General features: G+C 70.8%; 17 protein-coding genes. 9 read left to right on the top strand and 8 right to left on the bottom strand.

Annotation, left to right across the window (positions count from 1 at the left end; all coding sequences use genetic code 11):
- Positions 1–231 precede the first annotated feature (231 nt).
- The 4 genes from ACFYQ6_RS04525 to ACFYQ6_RS04510 form a co-directional block, all read right to left on the bottom strand.
- Positions 232–3,144, bottom strand: coding sequence for an AAA family ATPase (locus ACFYQ6_RS04525; RefSeq protein ID WP_388760438.1), 2,913 nt, complete (start codon positions 3,142–3,144; stop codon positions 232–234).
- A 78-nt stretch (positions 3,145–3,222) separates the two neighbouring features.
- A complete protein-coding gene (locus ACFYQ6_RS04520; protein ID WP_361571596.1) occupies positions 3,223–3,417 on the bottom strand; it encodes a hypothetical protein in 195 nt (64 codons plus the stop codon).
- Positions 3,414–6,623, bottom strand: a complete 3,210-nt coding sequence (locus tag ACFYQ6_RS04515) for a type 2 lanthipeptide synthetase LanM family protein (protein WP_388760435.1) — start codon at positions 6,621–6,623, stop codon at positions 3,414–3,416. Before ACFYQ6_RS04515 ends, ACFYQ6_RS04520 begins: the two co-directional genes overlap by 4 nt.
- A 75-nt stretch (positions 6,624–6,698) precedes the next feature.
- A complete protein-coding gene (locus tag ACFYQ6_RS04510; RefSeq protein WP_361571590.1) occupies positions 6,699–7,763 on the bottom strand; it encodes a LacI family DNA-binding transcriptional regulator in 1,065 nt (354 codons plus the stop codon).
- 110 nt (positions 7,764–7,873) lie between these two features.
- Between ACFYQ6_RS04510 and ACFYQ6_RS04505 the strand changes: the two genes are divergently transcribed.
- The 4 genes from ACFYQ6_RS04505 (at position 7,874) to ACFYQ6_RS04490 (ending at position 11,783) form a co-directional block, all read left to right on the top strand.
- Positions 7,874–9,025, top strand: coding sequence for a Gfo/Idh/MocA family oxidoreductase (locus ACFYQ6_RS04505; protein WP_356734939.1), 1,152 nt, complete (start codon positions 7,874–7,876; stop codon positions 9,023–9,025).
- Complete coding sequence (locus ACFYQ6_RS04500) at positions 9,022–10,164, top strand: dihydrodipicolinate synthase family protein (protein ID WP_361571587.1); 1,143 nt, start codon at positions 9,022–9,024, stop codon at positions 10,162–10,164. Before ACFYQ6_RS04505 ends, ACFYQ6_RS04500 begins: the two co-directional genes overlap by 4 nt.
- Positions 10,161–10,994: a sugar phosphate isomerase/epimerase family protein gene (locus ACFYQ6_RS04495; protein WP_388760431.1), complete on the top strand. Its 834-nt coding sequence runs from the start codon at positions 10,161–10,163 to the stop codon at positions 10,992–10,994. The genes ACFYQ6_RS04500 and ACFYQ6_RS04495 overlap by 4 nt, the downstream gene beginning before the upstream one ends.
- Before the next feature lie 222 nt (positions 10,995–11,216).
- Positions 11,217–11,783, top strand: a complete 567-nt coding sequence (locus ACFYQ6_RS04490) for a hypothetical protein (protein ID WP_388760428.1) — start codon at positions 11,217–11,219, stop codon at positions 11,781–11,783.
- A gap of 91 nt (positions 11,784–11,874) precedes the next feature.
- Here ACFYQ6_RS04490 and ACFYQ6_RS04485 read toward each other — a convergent pair whose 3' ends face one another.
- Positions 11,875–12,258 (bottom strand): winged helix-turn-helix transcriptional regulator, encoded by a 384-nt coding sequence (locus ACFYQ6_RS04485; RefSeq protein ID WP_388760425.1) that lies wholly within the window; start codon positions 12,256–12,258, stop codon positions 11,875–11,877.
- A gap of 129 nt (positions 12,259–12,387) precedes the next feature.
- On the opposite strand from ACFYQ6_RS04485, the gene ACFYQ6_RS04480 reads away from it, so the two are divergent.
- Positions 12,388–12,795, top strand: coding sequence for a RidA family protein (locus ACFYQ6_RS04480; RefSeq protein ID WP_361571578.1), 408 nt, complete (start codon positions 12,388–12,390; stop codon positions 12,793–12,795).
- Between the two features lie 51 nt (positions 12,796–12,846).
- On the opposite strand, the gene ACFYQ6_RS04475 is transcribed toward ACFYQ6_RS04480, so the two are convergent.
- Positions 12,847–13,215: a hypothetical protein gene (locus tag ACFYQ6_RS04475; protein WP_361571575.1), complete on the bottom strand. Its 369-nt coding sequence runs from the start codon at positions 13,213–13,215 to the stop codon at positions 12,847–12,849.
- Positions 13,216–13,372: 157 nt separating this feature from the next.
- On the bottom strand, positions 13,373–14,002 hold the full coding sequence (locus ACFYQ6_RS04470; RefSeq protein WP_361571572.1) for an ATP-binding protein: 630 nt from the start codon (positions 14,000–14,002) through the stop codon (positions 13,373–13,375).
- A gap of 515 nt (positions 14,003–14,517) precedes the next feature.
- Here ACFYQ6_RS04470 and ACFYQ6_RS04465 point away from each other — a divergent pair.
- Positions 14,518–15,297, top strand: coding sequence for a hypothetical protein (locus ACFYQ6_RS04465; RefSeq protein WP_361571570.1), 780 nt, complete (start codon positions 14,518–14,520; stop codon positions 15,295–15,297).
- A 159-nt stretch (positions 15,298–15,456) separates the two neighbouring features.
- Here the strand turns inward: ACFYQ6_RS04465 and ACFYQ6_RS04460 are convergent, their stop codons facing one another.
- Complete coding sequence (locus ACFYQ6_RS04460) at positions 15,457–15,606, bottom strand: hypothetical protein (RefSeq protein WP_388760421.1); 150 nt, start codon at positions 15,604–15,606, stop codon at positions 15,457–15,459.
- Between the two features lie 34 nt (positions 15,607–15,640).
- Between ACFYQ6_RS04460 and ACFYQ6_RS04455 the strand changes: the two genes are divergently transcribed.
- The 3 genes from ACFYQ6_RS04455 to ACFYQ6_RS04445 all read left to right on the top strand — a co-directional run bounded on the left by ACFYQ6_RS04455 (position 15,641) and on the right by ACFYQ6_RS04445 (position 22,310).
- A complete protein-coding gene (locus ACFYQ6_RS04455; protein WP_388760418.1) occupies positions 15,641–19,264 on the top strand; it encodes a DEAD/DEAH box helicase family protein in 3,624 nt (1,207 codons plus the stop codon).
- The gene (locus tag ACFYQ6_RS04450) at positions 19,261–20,697 is read left to right on the top strand and encodes a restriction endonuclease subunit S (RefSeq protein ID WP_388760416.1); all 1,437 of its coding nucleotides are present in this window, start codon (positions 19,261–19,263) and stop codon (positions 20,695–20,697) included. The genes ACFYQ6_RS04455 and ACFYQ6_RS04450 overlap by 4 nt, the downstream gene beginning before the upstream one ends.
- Before the next feature lie 65 nt (positions 20,698–20,762).
- Positions 20,763–22,310, top strand: coding sequence for an N-6 DNA methylase (locus ACFYQ6_RS04445; RefSeq protein WP_388760944.1), 1,548 nt, complete (start codon positions 20,763–20,765; stop codon positions 22,308–22,310).
- The last annotated feature ends 14 nt before the right edge of the window (positions 22,311–22,324 follow it).

Raw genomic sequence — 22,324 nt, 5'->3', positions numbered from 1 at the left:
GTCACGCACCCGACCCCCGCCGCCCGACGCCCCCATGTTGCGGGGCCGTTCCCCCACCCGGACGGGCCGCGCCCCCGTACACGGGGGTCCGAGACGCGTACCGGGGGCTCTTTGCTCCGTACACCGGGGCCAAGGCCCGCCCCAGGGACCCTGTACGCCGCGGTACAAGGCCCGTCCCGGGACCCCGTACCAACCAGGGCCCGAGGCCCTTCCCCGGCCCGCGCCGCGTGATCAGGGCAGGTCGGCGCACTCCGCGGCGAACTCGCACAGGGCCGAGCGGTTCGCCCTGCCGGTCTTGCTCAGCAGACTGGCCAGGTGCTTCTCCACCGTGCGGGGCGAGATGGACAGCCGCCGGGCGATCTGCTGGTTGCCCGGCCGCTCCGCCAGCAGGACGAACACCTCGTACTCGCGCGGAGTCACCCCGTTCGTACGCAGCGGCGGGGGAATCCGGTCCCGGCCCCCGCGGTGCTGGGCCACGCTCACCCCGGCCTGCCGCAGCGCCGCACGGCAGGCGGCGGCGGCCGGCTGCGTCCCGGCCGCGTGGAAGAACTCCTCGGCGGTGCGCAGCCACACGACCGGCTCGCCCCATCCGTCCGCGAGCGCCGCGTCCGCGACCAGCCGCAGGCCCAGATGCCGTGCCACCGGGAAGGCCGCGGACCGGGTGTGGAAGGCCGCCACCCGCCGTGCGGCTCCGGCGGGGTCGCCCTCCCTGCCGAGCAGCACCGCCTCCGCCAGTTCGAGGAACTGCCTGTTCCAGGCCAGAGCGGCACCCGGCGCGCCGGCCACCTCCTCGTACTCCGCTCGCCCCGCGAGGCCGTCCAGCACCCGCAGCAGCGGGCGCAGTCCGTAGCGACCACTGAGGTAGTAGTAGCTGGGGTGGTCCCGCTCCCAGTCCAGGGCGGTGTCCAGCGCCGCGACAGCCCCGGGGCGGTCCTCCTCCAGCAGTGCGCCGAAGGCCCCGCAGAAGCCCAGCCGCAGGGGCACCAGCGCGGACTGCTCGCCGCCCGCCCTGCGGAACGCGGCGAGGGCGCGCTCCGTCTCCCGGCGGCGGCCCCGATGAGCCGCTGCCGCCGCCCCTGCCAGCAGCAGGTAGCGGTGCGCGCCGTGGTTGCCGATCCTGGCGCTCGCCTCCACCGACCGGGCGGTGATCTCCTCCGCCTCCTCCCACCGGGCGCACATCACGGCGTTCATCGCGAGCAGCCCGTCGACCGTCTGCGCCAGCAGCAGGGAGCCCAGTTCCTCCGCCGCCGCCCGCGCCGAGTGCAGACGCGCCGCCTCACCCGTCCGCATGAAGCCGTTCACCCCCAGACGCACCAGAGCCTCCACCCGCCAGAGCGGCAGGGAGTGCTCGGTGGACAGGGTGAGCATCCGCTCCAGGCACGCGTCGGCGGCGTCGAACCCCCGCTCCCGGTGCAGGAGTGCCAGCAACTGCCAGGCCTGGCAGGCCACGACCGGAAGCCCTTCCGCCTCGGCGGTCTCGGCGGCCCGGCGCGCGGCCAGCTCGGCAGCCTCCGGCTCGCGCGGGTCCTCGCCGGGGAGCAGCGAGAGATGCCCGTCGACCACGGCGAGCGAGGCCCGGCGCGCCGGTGACGGTGACGGGCCGAACAGAGCTCTGGCCGTGGCGATCTGACGGGCCGTGTCCTTCGGGCGCTCCGCCATGACGGCCACCCAGGCGATCTTGATATGGGCGTCCCCGCGCCGGGCCGCCGCCTCCGAGCGCGCGGGCAGCGGAGGCAGGGAGTCGGCCAGCGCCAGGGCCCCGTCCAGGTCGCCGCCCTCGGCCCTGGCCACCGCGAGGGACTCGGTGACGGCGGCGACGTCGGCGTCCGCCGCCAGGGAGCGGGAACGTTCCAGCAGCACCACGGCCGAGCCGTGCGAACCAGCGGCGAGCATCCGCCGTCCCGCCTCCGCGAACTGGAGAGCGGCCCGTTCCCGGTTGCCCGCCGCGAGTTCCAGCGCGGCCACCAGCTGCCGGCGGTCCTCGTCCAGCGGCTCCCCGGACCGTTCGACGGCCGCCGCGGCGCGCCGGGCCAGTGCCGCCCGCTCCGCCGGTGCGAGGGAGGAGACCAGTGCTTCGGCGGTGAGCGTGTGCCGGAAGGCGTAACGGTCGGGAGCCGCCCCGTCGGGGGCGATCACCCCCGTCTCGACCGCGGAGCGCAGATGCGTGAACAGGGGCCGGTCCTCCAGCCCGGTGACTGCCTGGAGGACCGGCACGGAGAACTGGCCGCCCAGGGTGGCCGCCGTCAGCAACAGGTCCCGTACCGGCTCGTCCATCCGGTCGAGCCGGTGCGCCCAGCTGCGCAGGATGCGCGACGGGAGCGTTCCGTCGGGCTGGTCCGCCGCCTCCCAGCCGTCCCCGGTACGCCGCAGTCTGCCGGTGTCCAGCAGGTCGTCGAGCAGCACCTCGACCAGATAGGGGTTGCCCGCCGCCCGCTCGACCAGGCGGCGCTGCACCGCTTCGGGGATCAGCTCGGGCGGCGTCTCCAGACACGCCCCGGTCAGGGCCCGCACCTGCGCGTCGTCGAGCCCCCGTAACTCCACCACCGTCGCGGTGTGCCGCTGCTCGGCGGAGCGTACGAGGTCGAGGGCTGTGCCGGGCTCCGGGCGCAGGGTGCCCAGCAGCAGCACGGGGAGGTCCGCCAGGTTGTCGACGACGTACTCGACGACCGCGACGGTCTCCGTGTCGCAGTCGTGGAGGTCCTCCAGCAGCATCACGCAGCCGCTCTCCCGGCCCAGGACGGACAGCAGCCTCAGCAGGGCCTCCGCCAGCTCGACCACGGTCTCCGTGTAACCGGCCGCCGCCCCGCTCCGCCACTCCGGGACCAGCCGCGCCAACGCCGGGTGGTACGGCGTCAGTTCAGGATCGGTCGGCGTGCCCGCCGCACGGAAATGGGAGGAGAGGGCCTCCACCAGTGGCCGGAACGGCACGACGAGGCCGGTGGAGCCCGCCCGTCCGCGCAGCACCGGCATGCCGAGCCCGTAAGCCCGGTAGGCACACTCACCCACCAGCCGGGACTTGCCGATCCCCGCTTCCCCGACGAGGAACAGCGCGCGCCCCGAACGCCGTCGCGCGGCATCCAGGGCGCTGCTCAGCAGGCCGATCTCCTCGTCACGTCCGACGACGACCGGCGAATTCGCACGCATGGCCGCAGGCTACTGGAGCCGTACAGAGTGCGGCAGTAGGCACATTCCCGTCATGACGTGCGCAGTTGGCGGGAAACGTTACATCGGGACCGTGAACGTGGTCCACGGCAGGTCGGGGCCGTTGGTGTCCCCGTCCACGGCGCTGAGAAGTCTGCTGCGCAGCCCCAGCCCCCCGTTGTTGCCGAGCGATATCCGGCCCGCGGGGTGCTCGAAGGCGCCCTCGTGCGCCGCGGTGACGTCCACGTATCCGGCCGATTCGCTGATCTGGGTCATGTCTGTCTCTTCTTCCGGTCGTTGGTCAGGATCGTCATGGGTACGTGGGCGCGGTCGGCCCCCGTGGAGTGGCGCATGAGCAGTGCCGGGCCGATCCGGTCGGGGAACCCCGCCCGCAGCAGTCCGTGTCCGATGCCCGACAGGCCGGTGAGCAGCCCGGGGTGAGGTACGTGTCCGGGCGTCCCGCAGTGCGGCTGCGCCCGGTCGGCGGCGGCCAGCAGGGTGCCGGCCCGGCGCAGCCAGTGCGGGCGCAGCCGGGGCAGGGCGGCGTGGCCGAGCAGTTCCAGCACGCCCAGCTCGCCGTGGCACAGGCTGTCGTCGCCCTGCGGCGCGGCCCGGGCCACCTCGCCGGCCCGCTCCCCGAGCCAGTCGCGGAGCTCCGGATCGGCCAGCGCCTGCGGGCTGTCGGCGATCGCGAGCGCGACCCCCGAGGCGCCCTCGCACCAGGCCCGGCCGGCGACGGCACCCCGCACGGCACGGCGCAGGGCGTCCAGCCCGGCCTCCCTGTGGCGCGGGCCGCCCCCCGATCCGGCGAACCGCAGCAGCGCCCAGCCGATGCCCGCCGCCCCGTCGGCGAACCCCCCGGTCGACGCGGGCGCCTCCACCAGACGTTCGGCGCACCGCTCGGCGCCTCGCCAGGCCTCGGTCCTGCCGGTGGTCCGGTGCACGGCCAGCATCGACACCAGCCCGCCGGCCGCGCCGCCGCGCACCCCGAGCCCCTCCTCGGCCGAACTCGCCGCGCAGGCGAGCCGGACGGCCGGGCCCGCCCAGTCGAGCACCCGGCCGTCGTCCAGCAGCGTCCCGACCTCGGCCAGGGCGTAGGCGATGCCGCCCAGGCCGGAGAAGGCGCCGGAACCGAGCACCCCGAGGTCGTCGCCCCGCAGATGCAGCGCGTCCAGCAGGCCCGGCAGGGGCGCCAGAGCGGCCAGGGCCGCGTCGGCGTAACGGGCGGCCCCGGTCAGTGACGCCAGCTGCGCCAGGAACACGGCCGGCCCGGTGTAGCCGCCCGCGAGGTCCGCCGCGAGCGGGGTGAGCCGCCAGTAGCGTTCGCCGAGCAGCTCCAGACCGATCCAGTTGGTCCGGCTGCCCCCGTGGTACGCGAGCGAGACCAGCTGGTCGCCCACCGATCGCGCTGCGGACAGCAGGAGCTCCGGTTCCGGTGCGGTGGCCTCGGTCCTCGGCCTCGCGGAGGCGGTCGCGCGGTGCGCGGGCGCCGTCGAGGTGCTCACCATCGCGGTGCGGATGATCCGCTCCTGGTCCAGCCGGTCCACGGTGTCCAGGGCGCGGATCTTCGCCTCCACCCGCGCCAGCCCGGAGGGTCCGGCGGGTCCGCGCAGCCTGCGCCCGTCGCCGCTCCACAGGTCGGTGAGATCCGGGCGCGTGGTGAAGACCGGGACGTCGCCCCGCCACAGCTCCGTGATCTCCTCGTCCTCCAGGCCGGCCAGCGCGGGGGCCCCCAGGGCGCCGGTCCGCAGGAGTGCGAACACCTGCTGGCGCTCGGCCGCGTCCCGCATCAGGTCGGGGTGGGTCGACTCGTGCAGCAGCGTGGCGTACGTCCAGGTCGGCCGGGACACGAAGCGGGTCTCGTCGGCTTCGAAGATCCGCAACAGGCCCTTGGGGCCCAGCAGTTCGTCACGGGATTCGCCGACGGCGGTGTAGGCGGCGCGGAAACCCTCGCAGAGGGCGTCGGTGAACTGGAACGGGTCAGCCAGGACCCCGTCCAGCGTGGGACGGTTGGCCGACTCGGTGAAGCGTCCCGTCCTGCGCACCAGGTGCATGGTGTCGGTGCCCGCCGCGGCCCAGGCGGCGGTCTCCAGCGGCGAGGAGGCCGCCCGGCCGCCGCCGACGGCCGACATGTCGAGGGCGGTGGTGTCCCCGACGAGCAACTGCGGGAGCAGCCCGACACGGTGCACCGAGCCGTGCAGGGCACGGGTGGCCGGATCGGCGGGCGGGGCCTGGGTCAGGGGCGGATGGAACAGCGTCTCCACATCGACCAGGACGGGATGCGGCCCGTGGGCGACGAGGTTCTCGTGGTGCAGGTCCGTGCCGTCCAGGACGTGCAGCAGCGCCAGCAGCGCGCCCAGCCGGCGGTAGAAGAGCGTGGTCTCCTCCGCCGAGCGGCAGGCGGCGTCCTCGACGAACTCCGCCCAGCCGTAAGCGCCCCGGTCCAGAACCCGGGGCACCCGCAGATCGGGTGTCCCCGCAAGGGAGTTGAACCAGTGCACCAGAGCGCCGAAGTGCCGGTGCGCGGCGAGCGGGCGTGGCTTGTACACCAGCCGGGTGCCGTCGGCGAACCGCAGGAGCATCACCGACCGGCCTCCGCGGTGGCAGTCGCCCGTACCGCTCTCGACCTCGGTCAGGGTGTGGGGACCGTAGCCGGTGAGCCGGCCCGCGGGCCCGTCCCCGAGCGCCGTGGCGGAACCGAGGAGGTCCCCGTCGCCGAGCACCGCCCAGGACCCGAGCACCTCCCTGTCCGCCGCGAGCCTGCCGAGCATCTCGGCGAACGCGTCGGCCGCGTTCATGGCCGTCTGCGCGAGGATCCTGGCCAGGACCGGATAGACGGTGACGAGCGAAGCGAGTCCCGGCCGGCCCGCGGTCAGCCGTACGAAGTCCCGGAAGCGTTCGTGCGGCCCGGAGCCGCTCAGACGGCCGCCGATCCGTGCCTCGTGCAGCTCCGACACGAGGGTCCGGGCGGCCAGCAGGGCCAGACGCCGTTCCAGGTCGCGCCGGAAGCCGTCCAGGACCCCCGCCGAGCAGGAGACCGGACCCCCCTGTCCGCCACCGTCCCCGGACGCCGTGCGCGCGGTCCGGTCGGCGGCCAGGGCCGCGAACGGGGCGACGACCGGGACGAAGCCGGTCAGCTCCGGGTAGGGCCGGTCCGCCACCCGCGCCGTGCGCGGCGCCCGGGCGACGGCCTCCCGGACGAACCGCGCCCAGCTGGGCTCGGCTGCCGGGAGCGGGCCGACGGTGCCGGCGACCCACCAGGGCTCACCCGGCTCCCGGAGACCGAACAGGTCCGCGGCGTCCCGAACGGGGGAGTGGTCCTCGGTGCCCCGCACCGGGAAGTGGTCCTCGGTGTCCCGTACGGGGGCGTCGCCCCCGGTGCCCGCGCCGTCCGGTAACGCCGTACCACCGATCGTCTCCTTCTCCACCACCGCGTTCACCTCCCCGGTCCGAGGAGGCCCCGGCGGACCTCCCGTGCACATCCTGGGGGGATGCCGGGCCCGGCACATGGGGGAGTCGCCCCCATCTTTCGGGGTGCGGGGCCCGCACGTACGGGATCAGCGGGAAGGGGCCGCCGTCGATCCCCGCTCCATGAGCTCCGCGTCGATGGTCGCGATGCCCCCGGGCGGCGGCGTCTCCTTGCCCATCGCCAGCCGCCCCGCCCGTGCCCCCGCCTCGAACAGCGGCAGCCGTACGGTCGTCAGCGCCGGCACGGCGTCCACCGAGAACGGCAGGTCGTCGAATCCGGCGACCGAGACGTCCTCGGGGATACGGAGCCCACGGTCCCGTACCGCCGCGCAGGCACCCAGTGCCACGGTGTCGTTGGCGGCGACGACGGCGGTCACATCGGGTGCGCGGCGCAGGAGTTCGGCCGTGGCGTCGTATCCGGAGCTCCGGTCGTACGGGCCGTGCTCGGTGAGGTTCTCCTCGTCGCCCTGCAGCCCGGCCGCCTTCATGGCCTCGCGGTGGCCCTCCAGCCGGTGCCGGGTCGTGGTGCGTTCCAGGGGGCCCGCGACGTAACCGATCCGCCGGTGCCCCAGGGCGATCAGGTGCTCGGTGAGGCGCCTGGCTCCGCCCCGGTTGTCGAAGGTGAGAGCGGCGACGACCGCGTCGGTGTCCGGCAGCGGCGGGCGTCCGCAGAAGACGATCCGGGTGCCGGCGTCCGCGAGCTTCGCCAGCTTCGCGGACATCGCGGCCTGGTGGTCCGGGTCCTCCAGCGCGCCGCCGGTGAGGACGACGGCCGCGGCGCGCTGGCGCTGGAGCAGGGTGAGATAGGTGAGTTCGCGCTCGGGGGAGCCCCCGGTGTTGCAGACGACGGCGAGTTTCTCGCCGCCCGCGCGGCCGGAGCCGTCGCCCGGGCCGCCGATCTCGCTCTGCGCGGCGCCCGCCATGATGCCGAAGAACGGGTCGGCGATGTCGTTGACCAGGATGCCCACCAGGTCGGACGTGGCGGCGGCGAGTGAGCTGGCCGGGCCGTTGAGCACGTAGTCCAGATCGTCCACCGCGCGCAGGACCCGCTCCCGGGTGGACGATGCCACCGGGTAGTTGCCGTTCAGCACGCGGGACACGGTGGCCGGGGACACCCGGGCGCGGGCCGCGACGTCCGCCAGGGTGACTGTCATGGCTCTCCTCCGAGGAGTTGTGGCGCGGCCCCTCTTGTCCGGGTCGCTGTCGGCAGGCTAGCGTCATACCGCATAGAAAGCGCTTGCTACGGCTGTATGGAGGAACTTTCGTGACACGCAGGACAGTGCGCATCGCCATGAACGGCGTCACGGGACGCATGGGATACCGGCAGCACCTGGTGCGCTCGATCCTCGCGATCCGCGAGCAGGGCGGCCTCGACCTCGGCGACGGCGAGGTGCTGTGGCCGGAACCCGTGCTCGTCGGCCGCCGCGCCCACGCGCTGGAGGAACTCGCGGCCCAGCACGGCCTGACCGAGTGGTCGACCGACCTGGACGCGGTCCTCGCCGACGAGTCGATCGACATCTACTTCGACGCCCAGGTCACCTCGGCCCGCGTCGAGGCGATCAAGAAGGCCATCGCGGCGGGCAAGCACATCTACACCGAGAAGCCCACCGCCACGGACCTCGAAGGCGCACTCGACCTGGCCCGTCTCGCCCGGGACGCCGGCATCAAGCACGGCGTCGTCCAGGACAAGATCTTCCTGCCGGGCCTGCTCAAGCTGAAGCGCCTCATCGACGGCGGCTTCTTCGGCGAGATCCTCTCCGTGCGCGGCGAGTTCGGCTACTGGGTCTTCGAGGGCGACTGGCAGGACGCGCAGCGCCCCTCCTGGAACTACCGCGCGGAGGACGGCGGCGGCATCGTCGTCGACATGTTCCCGCACTGGGAGTACGTCCTGCACGAGCTGTTCGGGCAGGTCACGAGCGTCTCCGCGCACGTCCAGACGCACATCCCGCAGCGCTGGGACGAGCACGGCAAGCCGTACGCCGCCACCGCCGACGACGCCGCGTACGGCATCTTCCAGCTGGCGGGCGGCGCCGTCGCCCAGATCAACTCCTCCTGGGCCGTCCGCGTGAACCGCGACGAGCTCGTCGAGTTCCAGGTCGACGGCACCCACGGCTCCGCCGTCGCGGGTCTGCGCAACTGCCGCGTCCAGCACCGTTCGGCCACCCCCAAGCCGGTCTGGAACCCCGACCTCCCCGTCACCGAGTCCTTCCGCGACCAGTGGCAGGAAGTCCCGGACAACGCCGTGTTCGACAACGGCTTCAAGGCCCAGTGGGAGCTCTTCCTGCGCCACATCGTCCTGGACGAGCCCTACACCTGGGACCTGATGGCCGGCGCCCGGGGCGTGCAGCTCGCCGAGCTGGGCCTCAAGTCCTCGGCCGAGGGCCGCCGCTTCGACGTACCGGAGCTGACCCTGTGACCATCCACCTCCCGCAGGGCCCGTACGAACCGCGGGCCACCCCGCTCGACCTGGCGCCGAACGGCGCCGCGCTCGCCTCCCGTACGGTCTTCTCCGCCGCCCACGTCGTCGCCGACCCGTACGCCGACATCAGCCCCGACGACCCCGTGGCCGTCGACTGGGACGCCACCCTCGCCTTCCGGCGCCACCTGTGGTCGCACGGCCTGGGTGTCGCCGAGGCCATGGACACCGCCCAGCGCGGCATGGGCCTGGACTGGGCGGGCGCGGCGGAGCTGATCCGCCGCTCCGCCGCCGAGGCGAAGTCCGTGGGCGGCCGGATCGCCTGCGGTGTGGGCACCGACCAGCTCACCGGCCCCGCCACCCTGCCCGAGGTGCGTGCCGCGTACGAGGAGCAGCTCGCCCTGGTCGAGGAGAGCGGCGCGCAGGCCATCCTGATGGCCTCCCGCGCGCTGGCCGCCGCGGCGAACGGCCCCGAGGACTACCTGGAGACGTACGCCCATCTCCTGCGCCAGGCCTCCGAGCCCGTCGTCCTGCACTGGCTCGGTCCCATGTTCGACCCCGCGCTGGAGGGCTACTGGGGCAGCGCGGACCTCGACGCCGCCACGGACACCTTCCTGAAGGTCATCTCGGAACACCCGGACAAGGTCGACGGCATCAAGATCTCGCTCCTGGACGCCGAGCGCGAGATCGACGTACGGCGCCGGCTTCCCAGCGGGGTGCGCTGTTACACCGGCGACGACTTCAACTACCCGGAGTTGATCGCCGGGGACGACCGGGGCTTCAGTCACGCCCTGCTCGGCATCTTCGACCCGCTGGGACCGCTCGCCGCCCACGCGGTGCGGGTCCTGGACACCGGGAACGTCCAGGGATTCCGTGACCTGCTCGACCCCACGGTCGAGCTGTCGCGTCACCTCTTCAAGGCCCCCACACGCTTCTACAAGACGGGCGTGGTGTTCCTCGCCTGGCTGGCGGGCCACCAGGAGCACTTCACGATGGTCGGCGGCCTCCAGTCCGCCCGGTCGCTCCCGCACCTGGCCAAGGCGTACGAACTGGCTGACCGGCTGGGCCTGTTCCCGGACCCCGAGCTGGCCGAGGCCCGCATGCGCGCCCTGCTGACCGTCCACGGAGGAAGCCGATGATGGCCGAACTGTCCCGCCTCTCCATCAACCAGGAGACGGTCAGGCAGCTGTCCCTGCCGGAGCTCGTCGAGGGCTGCGCCAAGGCCGGCATCGGCAGCGTCGGGCTGTGGCGCGCCCCGGTGCAGGAGTACGGCGTCGAGCGCGCCGGGCAGCTGATGAGGGACGCGGGCCTCGCCGTCACCAGTCTCTGCCGCGGCGGTTTCCTCACCGCGGCCGACGCGGCAGGGCGCGCCCGCGCCCTGGACGACAACCGGGCCGCGGTCGACGAGGCGGCCGGCGTGAACACGGACACCCTGGTCCTGGTCTCCGGCGGTCTGCCCGAGGGCGACAAGGACCTGTACGGCGCGCGCGAGCGCATCGCGGACGCGCTGGCCGAGCTGGCCCCGTACGCCGCCGAGCGGGGCATCCGCCTGGCGATCGAGCCGCTGCACCCGATGTTCGCCTCGGACCGCTGCGTCGTCTCCACCCTGTCCCAGGCCCTGGACCTCGCGGAGCGCTTCCCGGCCGAGCAGGTCGGCGTGGTCGTCGACGCCTATCACATCTGGTGGGACGACCAGGCGCCCGCGCAGATCGCCCGGGCAGGCGCGGGCGGGCGGATCCACTCCTTTCAGCTGGCCGACTGGATCACCCCGCTCCCGGCGGGAGTTCTGGTGGGCCGGGGGCAACTGGGCGACGGCTGCGTGGACTTCCGCGCGATGCGCGCGCAGGTCGAGGCGACCGGCTTCGACGGGCCGATCGAGGTCGAGATCTTCAACGAGGAACTCTGGGCCCGCGACGGCGCCGAAGTGATCGGTGAAGTCGCCGCGCGTTACCTGGAACATGCCTGCTGAGAGCCGTTCGGCGGCTCAAAGGTAAAGAGATCGTCAAGGCGTGCAACCTTGGGGCGCCTTGCCCGGTCGTACTTTGCGTCGGGACTTCCGGGGAGGGGTCCGGGGGGACGGGAAGCCCGACGGAGGGGGAAAGCGAGGGGGGTCCGGCCTGTGGGCCGGGCCCCATTCCGCGTTCCGGGGCCACTCCGGGCCCGGCCGTCGCCGTCTGGCAGGATCTCCGGGATGCCGACCGAATCCTCGACGACCTACAGGCGCATCGGTGCGCTCCTGCGGGACACCGGCATGGTGTCCGAGGAGACGGCGCGCAGCACCCTCGAAGCCGCTGCCGCCTACGCGGACGACGAACTGGGCGAGTACGCGGCCGCCCGGGCCCTGGAGAGCTTCGGCGTGGCGGTCTCGGTCCACGCCGACGACATCGACTCCATCCACGAGGGCTACGCGGGCCTGCTGGCGGAAGCGGCCGAGACCGCCGGTGGCAGGGTCACCGTCACCGACGTCCGGGTGGTCGAGGGTGAAGGCGACCTCGACGGCGGTCGCTTCGACGCCATCGAGTTCCTGAGGGACGGCAGGCCCGTGTCCATCCCTGCCGAGCACTTCGCCGAGGACTACTACGACCACGAGGCGGCCTGCCGGGCCATCGCCGAGACCGCCCACGGCGACGACCCGCGCGTATGGCGCAACGTCGGCTTCGCGCGGGAACGGGGCGCCGGCTACGACAGCATCATGGTCCTCGCCACCTCCGAGCAGAGAGAAACGCTCCACCGGCACCTGGGCCTGACGTTCCCCTGAGCGACGCGTGACGGGGCGCCGGGGCGCGCAGTGTGACCAGGGGCCGTTCGGTGCCCGTCCACCAGCCGCCGTCAGCCGTCGTGAGCCTGCGTCAGCCGCCGTCGGAACCGCTCCGGGCCGCCTCGATGTGGCCGAGGTTCCGGTGGGTCCACTCGCACATCACGTCCACGGTCTTCCGCAGCCCCTGGCCGGGCTCCGTCAGGGTGTACTCGACCTTCGGCGGGACCGTCGGATACACGGTCCGCTCGACGAGCCCGTTGCGCTCCAGCATGCGCAGGTTCTGCGTGAGCATCTTGTGGCTGATCCCCTCCACCGCGCTCCGCAGCTCGCTGAAGCGCAGCGTGCCGTCACCCAGGGCCTCGATGATCAGGAGCGCCCATTTGTTCGCCACGTCCGAGAAGATCTCGCGCGCCAGCGAATCCGCGCGGCGCAGGTCCGCCTGTTCCGCCGGCGTGCCGCCGATCTGCTTGGTCACCTTCAGGTTCCTCCGTCACCGAAAAGTGCGTTCTTCCACGTCAGCGCACACTCTCCTACGGTTTCCCAGTAACCACAAGAGAGCAAGCGGCGGCCGCTTCGGGGCCGCGCGGCAAGGAGGCGGACAAGCATGACCATCACCCTGGCGAATCCCCCGGGACTGCCGGAGACCGGCATCTACCACCAGGTGTCGGTGGCGACCGGATCGAAGCTGGTCCACATCGCCGGACAGGTCGCCTGGGACGCCGACGGCAGCACGGTCGGCGAAGGCGATCTGGCCGCTCAGGTCGAGCGGTGCTATCTGAACATCGGCACCGCCCTGGCGGGGGTCGGCGCCTCTTTCGACGACGTCGTGAAACTCACCGTGTACGTCGTCGACTGGACTCCGGACCGGATGCCCTCACTCCTCGCGGGCATTTCCGAGGCGAAGGCGAAGCTGGGCACCGCCGCGGCTCCGCCGGCCAGTCTGCTGGGCGTCGCGGCGCTGGACGTGCCCGAGCACCTCGTCGAGATCGAGGCCACGGCCGTGCTCGCGTAGGCGTCGCCTGCTCCTACGGCGGGCGGGGCGCGGCCCGGCGCGCCGGAGGCCTCAACCCGCCGGTTCCGCCGACGGCCATGGGGTCCAGGCGAGCGCGTCCCGCCAGCCCGGACGTCCGAAGGCCCAGTCGTTGACCACGGCCGCGACGGGCTCCACACAGAACGGACTGTGATCGGACGGCACATGGGCCTGGAAGTGCCTGTCCGGGCCGCCTTCGCGATGTTCGACCTGGTAGCTCAGGTCGTCGTTGAGATGGACCTGCATGTAGTGCTGACCGGCGGGTTCGGCGTCCAGCCGTTCGACGATGACGAATCGCCAGGTCAGACTCATGTCGGCCAGCAGGTCGTGCAGCTTTTCCTCGGACGGGTCGTCCCACTGCGTCCCGTCCCATTCGATCGCCCGCAGCGCCGGAGTTCCCATGGGGAGGACTGTACCGGCCGGACCTGCGAGGACTGCTCCCGCGGGGAGCGCGTAGGTCAGGGGAGCGGGCAGGTGAGGAGAGCGCGCAGGCGAGCAGAGGACCGGCGCGGTGCCGGAACACGAGTACGCGGATGACGAGCGCCGCCGGCCGGGGGAGTCACGCGGGCGAAGGACGCCCACGCGTGACCTCGACGGTCAGGTGCGGCCAGGCGGTGGCCAGCAGGGCGAGATCGCCGGGCGACGGGTCCGCCGGGAGCAGGGGTGCGGCGGGGCGGAAGCGGACGGTCGTCCCGGTCGTACCGTTGTCCGCGAGGCGCTCCAAGTCCGAGACCGGCGAACCGTGTTCGTAGAGCTGGGTCCAGGATCCGTTGCCGCGGCGGTTGGTGTGCGCCAGCCGTTCGCTGAGCGCGGCGACCACGGACATGCCCCTGCGCGGGTGGCCGTCGGGCAGGGTCTGCGCCCCGGGGTCGTCGAAGAACCGCAGATCCTTCGTTGCCATCACCGGCTTCCTGACCACCTGGCCGTGCTCGTCGAAGCGGGTGTCGGTGCCCCGCCCGTCATCCGTCACCGACACGGATCCGTCGGCGTGGAGAGCGACGACGCAATGTCCTCCACCGCCGCACTCCGCCTCGTCGGCCGCATAGGCGACCACCTCGAGGACGAGGTGCCAGGTGCCACCGGGGGCGAAGGCGGCGAGGTCCCGGCGAATCCCCGACAGGTGGTCCAGGTCCACGGCGCCGGTCCAGTCGTGCGTGGTGTTGCGCCAGGAAGCTCTTGATGTGTCCAAGGGAGAATCTCCGTCCAGGCAGGGGATCGACGCACGGCGGCCCGTCGGAGCCCTGCGCATACCCGTCGAAAGAGGAGCCGTCCGTCCGGACGTCCTCACCAGGCCGAATGTAGTCCTGTGGGCCACGGTCCCCAGGCCCGGGAAGACGTGCGAGGCGCGTGCCCGGACGTACGCGGGGGCAGGGGGCCCGGGAGGGCAGGCGGTGGTTCCGGAGAGTGCCCTCCCGGTCCTTGAAAACCGCCCGAGGACGGGTGACGGTGAACCGTCCCCTGTGCCGCGATGGAGAGAAGAGGCGAGCCATGCCCGAACACGAGCGACTTGACGGGGGCGTGGGGGCCGCCCGCGGCGCCAGGGCCCGAACCTCCTCGCGGCCGGGCCTCCGCCGGCCGTACGCCGGGGTGTCTCCGGCTTCCCGGGAACTGCTCAACCCCTCACAGGTCGCCGCCGTTCAACGCTCAGCGGGAAATACCGCCTTCCGGAAGAGCCTTCAGGCCGGCACCGGATCCGCTGTCCCGGTGCAACGGGCCTTCGAGAAGGACCCGCAGAAGAGGCTCGACGCGTGGGTCGACAAGACGGACGCGCGTGAGAAGGACACCGACTCGGGGGGAACGGCCAGGAACTCGCCCGCGCTGAAGGCCCTCGGCCGAGCGATCCCGGACCGGATGATCGAGATCAGTGAACGGTCCACGGACTACAAGCCCGACCCGACGGACTCCTCGGGAAAGCCTCCGCTCGTGGGCGGGGCGTTCAGCAATCTCTTCGGGAAGGACGACGACGGCTCCTTCGCGGTGATGATGGAGAACTACCGCCAGAGCAAGGACACGGTGGACGAGGACACCGGGAAAGAGGCCAAGGCGCCCGTCTACACCGCGAGCGACGTCTTCCTCAACCAGTGGACCGCGGCTCATTCGGTGCTCGACGAGGACGGCCTCAAGGGCAACCGGCTGAACAAGAAGGTCAAGGAGTCCCTGACCGCCCCGAAGGACGCCGCGACCGGGACCCCCGACAAGCTGCCGGACCACATCTACCGGCAGAACATCTCAGGACCACAGGCCAAAGCGGTCCTGGGCGCCATCCTCGGTGACCGGTCCAAGATCTCCTTCACCGAGAACAGCGATGACTACAGCCGGGTGATGGCCACCGTGAACGGAAAGATGACCCTCAACCAGGTGAAGACGCACAACGCGGTGAAGGGTCTTCCCCCGGAGCGTGAACACTTCATCTCCGGTGGCGAGTTGACCAGGGACGGCAACGGCAACTTCCACATGCGCTTCGACATAGGCCGGCGCGGCTGACCGTGGCCTCTCTGCCGGGAGACGGACGCCGGATCCCTGAGCTGGTCGAGCCGGTCACCTGCTGACGGCCGTCGAAGCGGTGATCGAGTGCCTGGACGGCAGCCCCGTGCTCCTCGACCCGGATACGACCGAGACCGGGGGACAGCGCGGATCGGGAGATCACGGCTCGTCGGCGAGGTGGTCGGCGCCCAGCCCGGTGAGTCCCTGCGCCATGTTCACGTGACGGCAGTTGTTCGCCTGCGCGTCGGGTGGCGGTGCACGTGGTAAAACCGCGAGCCAGGTCATCTTCTCCCTCGTAGACTCGATCAACTCGGCAAGCTTGTACCAATGGGGTGGGAACAGCGTGGACGACCGGCTTCGGGACCTGGCCAAAGCATCTCCGAACTTCGGCGTGCTCTACCAACACCAGCCGCTCCTGGCCCTGTACGGCGCCCAGGCTGAGCTCAACGTCTTCAGCAATCCCAACGCCGCCCAGGTCCAGGCCGGCCAGTTCGGCGAGGTCCTGGCCGAGGACCTCGTCACCCGTACCGGCATCCGCGTCGCGGGTACGCGGCAGATCGACCGGCTGCGCGCCCTCTCGGACATCCGCGCCCTGTCCCCGGCCGTACGCGATGCCTTCGACCAGCTGCGGCGCGAGCGCAACGAGGCTGCCCACGCCCACCTCTTCGACACCACCCGCGCGCTGGAGGCCGTACGCCTCTGCTACGAGCTCGGAGTGTTCTACCATCGCGCCCTCACCGGAAAGCGCACGGTCACCGCCTTCGTACCGCCGGCCATGCCCGTCCTCACGGACCCGGCCGAGGTGGCCGAGCTGCGGCAGGCGCTCGACGGGCACCGCGACGCACTCGCCCAGTCGCGGGTCAAGCTGAGCGAGTCCACCGACCGTCTCGAAGCCGAGCGCAGGGCACGTGCCGAGGCCGAAGCCCTGATGGTCAGCGCCCAGCAGGCCAAGGCAGCGCTTGCCGCCCGCCTCGTCGACATGGAAGCGGAGATCGTCAGCCTCCGGACGGCGCAGCACGCTCAGTACGAGACCGACCGCAAGCAGCCGCGCCGGGTGAACGCCGCCGCCCGCGAGGCCATCGTGCACCGGGCCCAGCGCCCGGCCCCGCTCAACGAGGTCCAGGCCCGGCAGAAGATCGACGTGATGCTCGACGAGGCCGGCTGGCTCGTCCAGGACCGTGCCGATCTGAACCCGCTCGCCGGGCGGGGCGTCGCCGTGAGGGAGTTCACTCTCGCGACCGGACGCGCCGACTACGTGCTGTACGTCGACGGGAAGATCGTCGGTGTCATCGAGGCCAAGCGAGAGGGCGACCACCTCTCCGGAGCCCTTGCCCAGAACGAGCGCTACGCCAAGGGCGTCCTGAAGGAGCACGCCCTCGCCGTGTGGCGCGAGTCGGAGCCCTTCGCCTTCCGTTACGCCACCACCGGGACCGAGACCTACTTCGTCAACCGCCTCGACCCCGAGGCGCGCTCCCGCGAAGTGTTCTCCTTCCACCGCCCCGAGACCGTCGCCGCGTGGATGGAGCGAGCCGAGGACCGCCGCGCCCCCACCTTCCGGGCCGGTCTGCGCCGCATGCCGAAGCTGGAGCCGTACGGTCTGCGTCTCGCGCAGATCGACGCGATCAGCGGCCTGGAGCAGTCCCTCGCGCAGGACCGCCCCCGCGCCTTGATCCACATGGCGACGGGAGCGGGCAAGACCTTCACCGCAGTCACGGAGACCTACCGCCTGCTGCGCCACGCGGGTGCTCGCCGTGTCCTCTTCCTCGTCGACCGCAACAACCTCGGCCGCCAGGCCTTGTCGGAGTTCCGCAACTACACCACCCCGGACGACGGCCGGAAGTTCGCCGAGCTCTACAACGTCGACCGCCTCGGTGCGGCCGGCCTCCAAGACACCTCGTCCGTCGTCATCTGCACGATTCAGAAGATGTACGCCCTGCTGAAGGGCGAGCAACTCACGGACGACGACGCCCGCGACGACGCGGCAGATGCACAGCGGCAGGCGACTGACGCGACCCTTCCCGGCGAGTCGTCCGGGTCCGGCACGGTCGTCGCCGACGACACGGCGGACGACCCCGGGATGAACTACGCCACCGACCTCCCCATCGAGGTCGAGTACCAGCCGGACGTGCCTCCGGAGTCCTTCGACCTGATCGTCGTGGACGAGTGCCACCGGTCGATCTACGGCCTGTGGCGGGGCGTCCTCGACTACTTCGACGCCCACCTCGTCGGCCTCACCGCGACCCCCACCGCACAGACCCGGGGATTCTTCGACCAGAACACCGTCTCCGAGTACACCTACGAGCAGGCCGTCGCCGACGGCGTCAACGTCGACTTCGATGTCGTCCGCGTCAGCACCGACCTGCGCGAACAGGGCGGCGCGAAGATCGAGGCCGGGACCACGGTCCGCATCAAGGACCGCAAGACCCGCGCCCAGCGGTATGTGGAGCTCGACGACGACCTCACCTACACCACCGGCCAGATCGGCCGCTCGGTGATCACCGTCGATGAGATCCGTGCGGTGCTGACCACGTACAAGAACAACTGGCAGCGCTGGTTCCCCGGGCGGAAGGACCTCCCGAAGACCCTCATCTTCGCGGTCGGTGAGGATCACGCCGAGGACGTGCTCAAGCAGGTCAAGGAGGTCTTCGGGCGTGGCGACAGCTTCGCGAAGAAGATCACGTACAAGAGCCGCCAGAACGGCGACAACCCCGACGAGCTGATCAACGACCTCCGGAACTCACCGCAACTGCGGGTCGCCGTCACGGTCGACATGATCGCCACGGGCACGGACGTGCGGGCCCTGGAGTGCGTGATCTTCCTGCGGTCGGTGCGCAGCGCTGTGCTCTTCGAGCAGATGAAGGGGCGTGGCGCGCGCACCATCCCGGCCAATGACCTGCGCAATGTCACTCCGGACGCCGACGACGACGTGACGAAGGACAGGTTTGTCCTCATCGACGCGGCAGGGGTCACCACCTCTCCGCTGGTGGACGCTCGGCCCATGATCCCGGCCACCGGCAAGCAGGTCTCGCTGGCCAAGCTGCTCGACAAGGCGGGGTCCCGGTCGATCAGCGCGGAGGAGGCCGAGATCCTTCAGCGGCGTCTGTCGCGGCTGAACCAGCAGCTCAAGCCGGAGGAGCGCGACCTCCTGACGCACACGGCGGGCGGCACGACGCTTGCCACGATCGCCCGGGGCATCGTCGACGCGGTGGACGTCGACGCCCAGGACGAGGCACGGCGGCAGGGCGGGCAGGGTGCGGCCCGCAAGCTGGTCGAGGACGCCGTGGCCGTCCTCACCGGCAACCCGGAGCTGCGGCGCCAGATCCTGGAGATCCGCCGTGACAAGGACCTGACGTACGACGAGACGACCTCCGTCACGGTGACGGAGGTCGCGGAGATCCCGCGCGAGAAGCGCGCCCGCGAGAACCTGGACGAGTGGGGCGACCTGCTGAAGAAGCAGCGCGACCGCAACGCGGCGATCCAGGTCGCGCTGGGTAGCGGAAACCCGGTCTCCCCGGCCGAAGCCCGCGCGGCACTCAAGGAACTGGCGGCGACGATCCGGGCCTCCAGGCGCTCCTGGACGCCCAGTGTTCTCTGGGGCTTCCACGAGGACCTGAACCAGGCGGTGGCCCGCCCGGGCCGCGAGGCCGGCCTCCCGGACCTGATAAGCCTGATCCGTTACGAACTGGGCGCGGACAGTGAGCTCCGTCCGTACCGTACGGTTGTCCAGGAGCGTTTCGAGGGCTGGCTGCTACGGCAGCAGCAGGCGGGCGTCGAGTTCACGGACGACCAGTGGTGGTGGCTGGAGAAGATCCGGGACGTCGTCGCCAGCGATGTCGGCATAGAGCCCGCGGAACTTGCCCGGGAGCCGTTCACGGAGCGCGGCAAGGGGCGGGGCTTCATGATGGCGTTCGGCGGGAAAGAGCCGGCGCTGGATCTGTTGACTGAGCTGAATCGGGAACTGGCTTGAGCGAGAAGGAACTTCCGACGGGGTGGGCGCTTGCTACCCTAGGGGAAGTCGCAAGCTGGGGTAGTGGAGGGACTCCGAAGAGCGGCGTTCCTCACTACTATGGCGGCGATATCCCGTGGATTGTCAGTGGCGACCTGAAGGATCAAACAATCCAGTCGGCACAATCAACCATTACCGCTGCTGGATTGGGATCCAGCTCTGCCAAGTGGGTGCCGCAAGGTTCCGTTTTGATCGCGATGTATGGAGCGACAATCGGGAAGCTGGGCATCGCGGGTATTTCGCTGACTACTAACCAAGCTGTCGCTTTCGCTACTCCCTTCGAAGGTCTCATCGACTCTCGTTTCCTGTTCTGGTATTTGCGGTCGCAGCGCGAATCGTTTCGAAAAGTAGGAAAAGGTGGCGCGCAGCCAAATATCAGCCAAACGATTCTCAAGGCTTGGTCCGTCCCGATACCGCCACTGGCGGAGCAGCATCGCATCGTAGAGGCCCTCGAAGGGCACCTCTCCCGCCTGGATGCGGCAGCGTCCAACGTCGCCCGCTGTGAACTGCGCATCCCGAAGCTTGAAGGTGCTATTCGGGGTCGATTTACTGGATCGCTATCGGAAAGCGTTGAACTCCCGGACGGCTGGCGGTGGGGGAATCTTGAGGATGTGCTTGCACGCATCGAAGCTGGTAAGTCATTTCGCTGCGAACCGCGCCCCGCTCGCGACCAGGAATGGGGTGTCATCAAGGTCAGTGCGATGACGTGGGGTGAGTTCCGGGTGTCCGAGCAGAAGGCGGTACCCGTTGGCAAGGAGTTCGATAGACGTCATGAGATCAAAGAGGGCGACATTCTCGTCAGTCGGGCGAACACCGCTGACTACGTCGGTGCCCCAGTGATCGTCAAGCAGACCCGCCCCAGGCTCCTGCTCAGCGACAAGAGTCTGCGCTTGGTTCCCGCGCCTGGAGTGAACAAAGCCTGGCTCATCACGGCCTTGGCATCGCCTTATGTGCGGCAGCAGATCTCGGCACGGGCCACCGGAACCAAGGACTCCATGCGAAACATTTCGCAGCGTGAGTTGGCTGCAGTGCGCATCCCCATTCCGCCTGCGGCGGAGCAAAGGCACATCGCTGACCAAGTGGATGCCCATTTGCTGGCTTCTGGTCGTTTCTCCGCAGAGATGCGGCAGGTGAAGGCGCGCTCGAAGAAATTGCGGGCGTCACTGCTCGATAGCGCCTTCTCCGGCGCCCTAGTCCCCCAGGACCCCGCCGACGAACCCGCCGTCGCCCTCCTCGCCCGCATCCAGGCCGACCGCGCTGCCCACCCCAAGGCCAAGCGCGCCCGCCGGACCCCCGCCGTGGCCCCCAAGGCGAAGGCCCCCGAGGTATCGGCACCCGCGCCGAGCCCCACCCCCGCACCCGCCCACTCCGTACAGCAGGAGTTCGACCTGTGACCGCGACCACGACTGCCTCCACCCCCGACCAGGGCACTGGTGGTATCGCCTCCGTCGAAGACAACATCGTGATCGCCCCGCAGGCCGCAGCCCAGACGAACACCCTGGTCGCGAAGCTCTGGAACTACTGCAACGTCCTCCGGGACAACGGCCTCTCCACCATCGAGTACGTCGAGCAGCTCTCGTATCTCCTCTTCCTGAAGATGGTCGACGAGATCAACGACGACCCCTTCTCGGACGCGGATGCCGCCGAGATCGTGCCGAAGGCGTACGACTGGAAGTCGATCGCGACCAAGAAGGGCAAGGCACTCGAACTCCACTACCGCAACGTGCTCGACGCCCTCGGGACCCGCCCCGGCACCACCCTCGGCACCATCTTCACCAAGGCGCAGAACCGCATCACCGAGCCCGCCCTGCTCGAAAAACTCGTCGTCGACCTCATCGGCAAGCAGGACTGGACCGTCGGCGACGCGGACCTCAAGGGCGATGCCTATGAAGGGCTGCTTGCCAAGGGAGCCGAGGACACCAAGACCGGCGCCGGTCAGTACTTCACGCCGCGCCCCCTGATCGACGCGATCGTCGAGGTGATGCGTCCCCGTCCCGAGGACACCATCACCGACCCCGCCTGCGGAACCGGCGGTTTCCTCATCGCCGCGCACACCTACATTCGCAAGCACCACATGCAGGACCTCACCCGGGAAGAGCGCCTCGCGCTTGGCGAGGGCAAGATCTGGGGCAACGAACTCGTCCCCGGCACCGCCCGCCTCGCCGCGATGAATCTGCTGCTCCACGGCATCGGCAGCAGTGAGGGCAAGAGTCTGATCGACGTCGGCGACGCGCTCGCCACGAAGCCGGGCTCCAAGCACGCCTCGCTCGTGCTCGCCAACCCGCCCTTCGGTAAGAAGTCGGCGATTACCATTATCGGTTCGGAAGGCAAGGCGGAGAGGGAGGACATCTCCTACGACCGTGACGACTTCCGCGCCACCACCACCAACAAGCAACTCAACTTCCTCCAGCACATCATGTCGCTGACGGCGATCGACGGCCGGGCCGCGGTGGTCCTCCCCGACAACGTCCTCTTCGAGGGCGGCGCAGGTGAGAAGATCCGCCGGCGCTTGCTGGACGAGTTCGACCTGCACACGATCCTGCGCCTGCCCACAGGCATCTTCTACGCGGGCGGTGTGAAGGCCAACGTCCTCTTCTTCGACAAGAAGACCCCGCGCGCGGACGGCAAGCCGCACACCACCAAGGTCTGGGTCTACGACCTCCGCACCGCCAAGCACTTCACCCTCAAGCAGCGCCCGCTGACCCGCGCCGACCTGGAAGAGTTCGTTCAGGCATACGGGGAGAAGCCTGCCGACCGGGTGGACACCTCCGCCGAGGAAGGCGGCCGTTTCAAGGCGTACACGTACGACGAGCTGGTCGCCCGCGACAAGGTGAACCTCGACCTCACCTGGATGAAGGACCCGGCGCTCGAAGACGCCGACAGTCTGCTTCCGCCCGAGGTGATCGCCGCCGAGATCGTCCAGGACCTTCAGGCAGCGCTCAGCGAGTTCGCTGCGATCGCCGAGGCGCTGGGTGGCGAGGTCCCGGCCGACGCTGAACCGGAATAGCCTGCCGCTTCTAG

Source organism: Streptomyces sp. NPDC005494 (genome assembly GCF_042872025.1).
Lineage (GTDB): Bacteria > Actinomycetota > Actinomycetes > Streptomycetales > Streptomycetaceae > Streptomyces.
The sequence above is the reverse complement of the archived record's forward strand: the minus strand, read 5'-3'. Positions and strand labels throughout refer to the sequence as shown.

Coding starts and splice junctions, on each gene's coding strand:
- ACFYQ6_RS04515 (WP_388760435.1), bottom strand. CDS start 6,623: ATGTGCACGGGAGGTCCGCCGGGGCCTCCTCGGACCGGGGAGGTGAAC.
- ACFYQ6_RS04495 (WP_388760431.1), top strand. CDS start 10,161: ATGATGGCCGAACTGTCCCGCCTCTCCATCAACCAGGAGACGGTCAGG.
- ACFYQ6_RS04520 (WP_361571596.1), bottom strand. CDS start 3,417: ATGACCCAGATCAGCGAATCGGCCGGATACGTGGACGTCACCGCGGCG.
- ACFYQ6_RS04480 (WP_361571578.1), top strand. CDS start 12,388: ATGACCATCACCCTGGCGAATCCCCCGGGACTGCCGGAGACCGGCATC.
- ACFYQ6_RS04510 (WP_361571590.1), bottom strand. CDS start 7,763: ATGACAGTCACCCTGGCGGACGTCGCGGCCCGCGCCCGGGTGTCCCCG.
- ACFYQ6_RS04525 (WP_388760438.1), bottom strand. CDS start 3,144: ATGCGTGCGAATTCGCCGGTCGTCGTCGGACGTGACGAGGAGATCGGC.
- ACFYQ6_RS04490 (WP_388760428.1), top strand. CDS start 11,217: ATGCCGACCGAATCCTCGACGACCTACAGGCGCATCGGTGCGCTCCTG.
- ACFYQ6_RS04475 (WP_361571575.1), bottom strand. CDS start 13,215: ATGGGAACTCCGGCGCTGCGGGCGATCGAATGGGACGGGACGCAGTGG.